Origin of the sequence: Zavarzinia sp. (genome assembly GCF_041650655.1) — a bacterium.
GTDB lineage: Bacteria > Pseudomonadota > Alphaproteobacteria > Zavarziniales > Zavarziniaceae > Zavarzinia.
Map to the genome: position 1 here is coordinate 1 of NZ_JBAZKR010000148.1, position 7,396 is coordinate 7,396.

Consider the following 7,396-nt stretch of genomic DNA (forward strand, 5'->3'; position numbering starts at 1 on the left):
ATCTGCGCTGCCGCCGGTCACGCTGCCGGCCACGACGGCGGGCGCGGTCGTCAGCGGCACGCTGCGCGCCGGCGACCGCTTCGCCGTGGAACTGACGCTGACAGCCGGCGGCGAAAAAGCCACGGTCAGCTACACCGCGGTGGCCGGCGACACCGCCGACAAGGTCGCGGCGGCGCTGGCGGCGCTGATCAACGCCTCCACCGATCCGGACGCCGCCGGCTTCACGGCAGCCGCCAAGGGTGGCAGCCTGTTCATGGTCAATCGCAACGGCGCCGCGTTTGGTGCCAGTCCGAGCTTCACCCAGGTTTCGGCCGGCAGCATCGGCGAAACCGTGGCGACCACCGCGACGCTGAATGCCGCCGGATCCACGGTGGTTGCCGGCGAAACCTGGACGCTGACGCTGACTTCCGGGTCCACGGTCACGAGCTACAGCCACCTCGCCACCGGCACCGACCTGCAGGCCGTACTCGACGAACTGGTTGCCCTGGTCAATGCCGATACGGCGAGCCCCTACACGGCGGACAGCGGCACCGACCGCATCCTGGTATTCCGCCTCGGCGGCGTCGCCTATCAGGCCACGCTCGGCGTGACCGCGGCGGGCGTGGCAGGGGTCGACCCGGCCACCGCGCGCACCGCGACGGTGACGCTGAGCGGCATTCCGGTGATTGGCGAAACCTGGTCGCTGGCGCTGGCCGCGCAGAACTATGCGTTGGTCGTCGGTTCGACCATCGACACCGTGGTGGTGGATACCCTGGACGAGATCGCCGCAGCCTTCGCCGGGATGGTGAATGCCGACAATCTAAATGCCGCGGCCTACACCGCGACCTACGAGAACGGCCCGCTGCCTGACAGCACGCTGGTCATCATCAACCGCAATGGCGTGGCCGTGACCGCCGCGGTCAGTGTGACGCCGGCCACGCCGCGCACCGTGGCGGCAGGCGCTCCAACGGCGACCGTGCAGGTATTCGGTGTCCCGCTCGCCGGCGAAGTCTGGGCCGTCACGCTAGCCGGCCGTAGCTATCAGGTCACGGTGGACGCGAGCACCGACACACTGGCCGAAATCGCCGCCGCGCTCGCCGAGGCGATCCGCTTCGACAATACGGTCGAGGGCCTGGTCGCCCGACTGGCGCGCGCAATCAACACCGCCGGCAGCTACGTGGCGACGGCCAGCGGCCTCACCTTGAGCATCACCGCTGGCGCCCCGATCACCGCCAAGCTGAAGAACGGCGCCAGCAACGTGGTGAACTTTGCGGCAACCGCGGCGACGACGGTCACCCTGAACTTTGCCAGCGCCAGCCTCAAGCATGCCGAAACCTGGAGTGTCGAGATCACGCAGGGCAGCGCGGCAGCCTTCGTCACGGAAACCGCGTTCGACCGCTTCACCGCAGCCAGCAACGGCACCCAACTGCTGATCGCCGATCTGACGGCAACCGCCTTCGTGCCGCAGACAGCGGTCACGCCGGTCAGCGGCTACAGCATCGATGCCACGCCGCCGGCCGCATTTGCCGCCGTCTTCGGCAACACCCCGGTTGCCGGCCAGATCTGGACGCTGGGCCTCGCCGGGCCAAATGCCACAAGCCAGAGTTTCAGCCTGACGGTCGGCAACACCTACTTCTCCATCGTCGCCAATACCCAGCAAAATATCGTGGAGATTTTCGCGCGCATGGTGAACACCACCGGGCCGGCCGCCGTGCTGGCGGCGACCGAAGGCAATCGTCTGGTGGTCGTCAGCCGTGATGGCGCGGCGTGGGGAGTAGCCTTCGCCAATGCTTCGGTGCCGGGCACGGCGACCAGTGCGTTCACCGGCATCGAAGCCACGGGCCACGCATTCATCGGCGAATTCGAGAGCACGCTGAGCAATGGCCATATCTGGACCATCACCCTCACCGGCGCCGACAACACTACGCAAGACTTCAACGTGACGATTGGAGACAGCTATTTCTCGATCGTCGCCAACTCCCGGCAGAACGTCGCCGAGATATTCGCCCGTCTGATCAATGCCGGCGGGCCGGCGGCGCTGACGGCGATGGCGGAAGGCAATCAGCTCGCCTTCGTCAGTCGCGACGGCAGCGCTTGGTGGACGGCGGCTTTCGCCATCGCCCCGGCGCCGGCGGCGATTCCGGCAACGGTCACCTCGAATACCCTGGGCGCGACGACAGTGACGTTCACCGGTTCGCCGCAGCCGCGTGAAATCTGGTCGCTGACAGTGGCCGGCACCCGCTTCGATGTCTCGATCGGCGACAGCTACACGGTCGGCAGCGCGAGCATCGTCGCCGACAGCGTCGAAGCGCTGGCGACGATCTTCGCCGACCGCATCGGCGGCCTGGCCGATTTCCATGTCGTCACCACCGGCAAGGCCATGGTGATTGTGCAACGCGGCGCCACCGCCACCGGCTTCGCCGCCTTCGCTACCAGTTCCCGCTTCATCCCGGCACTCGACAGCACGGCCGATCTCTACGACGTGACGACAGCGGCCGGCGGTGCCTGGTCGATCGAGCTGGTCGGCGCGCCGGTGGCGGGCGAGAAGTGGAGCCTGACCCTGACGCCGGCCACCGGTACTGCGTCGCCGTATCACTACTACGTGGTGGCGGGAGACGATCTGGCGGGGATCGCCGCGGCGCTGGCTGAAAATATCAATGCCACGGCGACCGGCTTCGTCGCGTCGGTCGAGGGCGAGCGTCTGGTGCTGGTCAAGACCAGCACGGGAAGCTTCACCGCCGCGATCGGCGTCACGCCGGCTGATGATGGCGCGGGACCGGTCATCAGCGGCAACCAGGCGTTGGTGGAAGACGCGGGTCTCACGCCACGCGCCTGGACCGCCGTGCTGGCCGGTTCGCCGGTGGTGGGCGAGGTCTGGCGCGTCACCATCAACAGTGTCAACTACAGCCACACCGTGGCCGCCGACGAGACCACCACCGACATTGCCGCCGCCCTTGCGACGAGCATCAATGCTGGGGCCTACGCCGCGACTTCCGAGGGCCGTACCCTGGTGATCATCGATCCGACCGGCGCGGCAGTCGCGCCGAGCGCCTACCAGGTGGCGGGTGTCACGGATCCGCGCTTCGCCGCCACCGGCGTCGATCTGAGTGCGGGTACCGCGGCCGCGACATTGACCGGGTCCGGCACGCTCGCACAAGGCCTGACCTTCACGCTGCTGCTGCGGATCGGCGAAACCGCCGCGCAACATACCTATGTGACCGGCGCTGCCGACACCAAGGTCGAGGTCATCAAGGCACTGGCGGCGGCCATCAACGTCAATGCGCCGGAAGACTTCATCGCCCAAGTCGACGGCGACAAGCTTCTGATCGTCAATCGGGCCGGTACCAATTTCGAACTCGCCAACGTCGCCAACGCGCCGCTGGCGGGCGCCGCGGTACTGGTGGATCTGCTCGCCACCAAGCCCTTCACCGGCGAGGTGTGGACCATCATCCTCGACGACGCCACCTTCACCACCACGCACTCCCACGTCGTCGCCGCCGGCGAGACGCTGGAAGATGTAGCGCGGGAACTGAGCAACAGCATCGTTTCCGGCGGCATCGTCACCTTCACCGCGACAGCCCTTGGCAAGCAGGTGGTGATCGTCAATCTGGCGGGCAAGGCCTTCGTCTCCACCATCGAGGTGACGCCGGTCGGCCAGGTGTCGATCATCGAGACGCGCGAGTTCAATGCGCCGCTGGCGGGCAATGAGTACTTCTACCGGCCGGTCAATCTGAACACCCGCGTCGATGAGGCCGATCAGGTCGACACCCTCACCATCTACAACGGCAACAGCCCGGCCGACGACGAGGGCGTGCTGACCGAAGATCACCTGACCGGTCTGGGCATGGCCGGCGCGACGGTGATTGCCGGCCGTACGCTGCCCGGCGGTATCGTCTACCGCAACCTCGAAGTGCTCAACGTCGATCTGGGCCGCGGCAACGATATCTTCCACGTGATCTCGACGCACAGCGGCGCGACCAACATCTTCACCGGCGCCGGCAACGACGAGATCCACGTTCAGTCCATCGACGGCCACACCACGATTGACGGGGAGGCCGGCGACGATTCCTTCAGCGTCGGCAGTGACGCCGCGCCGCACCTGGGCGCTGCGCCGGCCAGCCTGCTCGAAACCGTGCGCGCGCTGCTGACCATCATCGGCGGCGCCGGTACCGACACCTTGTATGTCGACGACCGTGCCGAATCCGACGCCAATGCAGGCGGTCTGACCGGTTCGACGCTGACCGGGCTTGGCATGCCGTCCATTTCCGAGGTGCAGACCATCTACGTTCAGGCCGCAGCCGGGGTCTACACGCTGCGCATCGCCGACCAAACCATCGACTCGCTGACCGCGACGACAACGCTGCTCGAACTCTCCGGCACGCCGATCCACAACGACGACTGGAGCATCGTCATCGACGGCTTGTATCGCTACACGGTGCGGGTGAATACCTCCGGCGGCCCGGTGACGGTGAACGACATCGCTGCCGCCCTGGCCGCGCAGATCAACGGCACCCGCGGCTTGACGGTGGTCGCCGACGGTGCGGTGGTGGTCATCGTCAATGCGGCTGGCGTTGGCTTCCAGGCAAGCTTCGAAATCGTCACCTCGGCGACGGCGCCATCGGCGGTGGTGACCGAACTCAAGGGCGCCACCGCTGCCGCCGTCCTCTCGGGCACGCTGCTGGCCGGCGACACATGGACCTTCACCGTAGGCGGGCAGGACTACAGCTTCCTCATCGGCGCCGCCTCCGATACCCACGCCGAGCTCGCGGCTCTGCTTGCGGCGGCGATCAACGGCGGCTCCAGCCACATTGCCATCGCGGTCGGCGATACCGTGGTGGTGGTGGACCGCGCTGCGCCGCTGACTCGGCCGACGATCACGCTCAGCATCGCCCTGGCCCTCGCCGCCGGCACCGGCAGCACGATCACGGTCGACGCCACCACGCCGGAATCGGTCGCCCTGACGCTATCCGGCACGCCGGTCGCAGGCGAGCGCTGGTATGTGGCGATCGGCGCCAACGAATACGGCTACACGGTCAGAGAGCCGCTGGCGGACATCGCGCTGGGCCTGCGCAACGCGCTCAACGCATTGTCCGGCGCCTATTCGGTCAGCGTCACGGGCAACACCTTGACGATCGCCTCCAGCGGGCCTGAATTCCGCGCCACCGTATCGCGCTCCGGCAACCTTCAGACCATCGATGCCACTTCCAGCGCCTTGCCGGCGCAGGCCAGTATCACGCTCACCGGCGACCCGCTGCAAGGCGAAATCTGGACCCTGACGCTGCACCGCGACGGCGCGGCGCCGCTGAGCGTTGCGGTCACGGTCGATTCCCTGGCGCAGATCGCACAAGGACTGGCGAGCGCCGTTGCCGGTTCGGCCGCAACGCCGCTGCTGACAGCAAGCGTCGAGGGCCGGACACTGGTGATCGTCGATCCGGCCGGTGGCACGTTCCCGGCCGGCCTTGCGGTTCAGATCCGTGCCGCCGGCAACGACGTCGCGGCCACGGCGTCCGCCACCGGCACGACAGTCGCACTTTCCGGCGCCGTGATCGCCGGCGAGAAATGGGTGCTGAACCTGCAGATCGGCAATGCCTTCACCGCCGCCAGCTACACGGCGAAGGCGGGCGACACCCTGGCCCTGATCGCCAACGGCCTCAGGCTGGCACTGGCGAACTCGAGCGACCCGGTGGCCAACCAGATTGCCGCGACCGTCAGCGGAAACGACCTGGTGCTGGGCAGTGCGACGGCCTTCAGCGCCGCCGTGTCGGTAGACCCGGCCGCCAGCGTCAGCACGGCACTGAAGACCGCGAACACGGCCGGCCTGGCACTGTCCGGCACGCCGCTCACGGGCGACCGCTGGATCGTGACGCTCAACGGCACCCAGTACTCGGTGACGCGCGGCGCAGGCAACGTGATTGCAACTCAGGGCGGCACGCAATACACGATTGCGCTCGGCGCGCCCGCCATGAGCCTGGACGACATCGGCCGCGCCTTCGCCAAGGCGATCAACGTGGTCGCTCCGGCGAGTTTCACGGCCTTCTACGCCGGTTCGACGCTCTATGTCAGCGAACTGGCCGGCGCCGCCTTCGAGGCCGACGCAGTGGTGGCACTGGCCACGCCGACCAGCGGCGCCATCGCTGCCCCCGTCAGTGGCAGCGCCGTGGCGGTGACGCTGAGCGGCGACCCGGTTAGCGACGAAATCTGGCGTCTCACGGTCGGCGCCGACATCTACTCCGTCGTCGTCGGCGAACTGCTGAACCTGGACGATGCTGGTAGCGGGGTGGATACGCCGGCGGAAATCGCCCAGGCGCTTGCCGCGAAGATCAACGCCGTGGTAGCCGGCGACATTGTCGCGTCCCCGGTCGGCACCACGCTGATGCTCGTGAGCCGCTCCAACAGCGTGTTCGCCGCAGCCTTCGAGATCGAGCTTGCCGGGCTGCCGGCAGGGCGTCTGGCCGGTTCCGCCAGCATCGCGACCGCCAGCAGCGCCACGGCAGTGCTGAGCGGCACGCCACAAGCCGGGGAGATCTGGCAGGTAACGGTCAATGGCAACACCGAGTCGCTGACCATCAATACCACGACGCCGGAGACCCGGCAGCAAGTCGCGGCGGCGCTGGCTGGCCAGATCGACGGGCTGGCAGACTTCATCACGAGCGTGATCACGCCGTCGGGCGACAGCTTCATCATCGTCTCCGTCAGCGCGGCGCCAATCACGGTATCAAGCTCGGTGACCCGGCCGGGCAGTGCCGGCACCGTCACCGCGTCGAGCGCCGGCAATGCCAGGGTGCTGACGCTGAGCGGCGCGCCGCTGAACCCCTCCACCTGGCAATTGACCGTCGACGGTTTCCTCGCCTCGGTCGTGGTCGGCACCAGCACCGTCACCATAGGCACCGAGCTTGAAGTAGTCGATACCACGGCCAGGATCGCCCTGAAGCTCGCCGAATTGATCAACACCAACCTCGGTGCTACCCACGCCGCGGTGGCGGCAGGCGAGCAAGTAACGATCGTGCGCCTCAACGGCGCGGCGCCGGCGGTGAGCGCCATCAGCATCGTTGCCGGCGGCACGGTCGGCACCGGCACGGTCACCGATCAGGGCGTGGCCAACGATGCGCGCTCGCTGCTGTTCAGCGGCGTGCCGGTCGCGGGCGAAATGTGGACCCTCACTTATGACACGGCGCTGACGAAGTCGCTGACGGTGACTGCCGGCATGAGCCTCGCCGACGTCGTCGCCAGCCTGGCCGCGCAAGTCAATGCTGTGGCGGGCTACTCGGCCATCGTCGAGGGCACGACCCTGGTGCTGGCGAAGAACGGCGCAGCGATTGCAGCGCCGGCCCTGGTGGTCACGCCGGTCAACGCCATCAATCCGGTATGGGTGAGGACGGTCACGCTGTCCGGCACGCCGGTTGCGGCCGAGACATGG

The 7,396-nt window shown here is 67.7% G+C and carries 1 protein-coding gene; it reads left to right on the top strand.

Features of this window, described 5'->3' with window-relative positions; translation table 11 throughout:
• The coding region (locus WC493_RS20680) for a beta strand repeat-containing protein (protein WP_373068085.1) at positions 1–7,396 on the top strand (7,396 nt) is incomplete at both ends.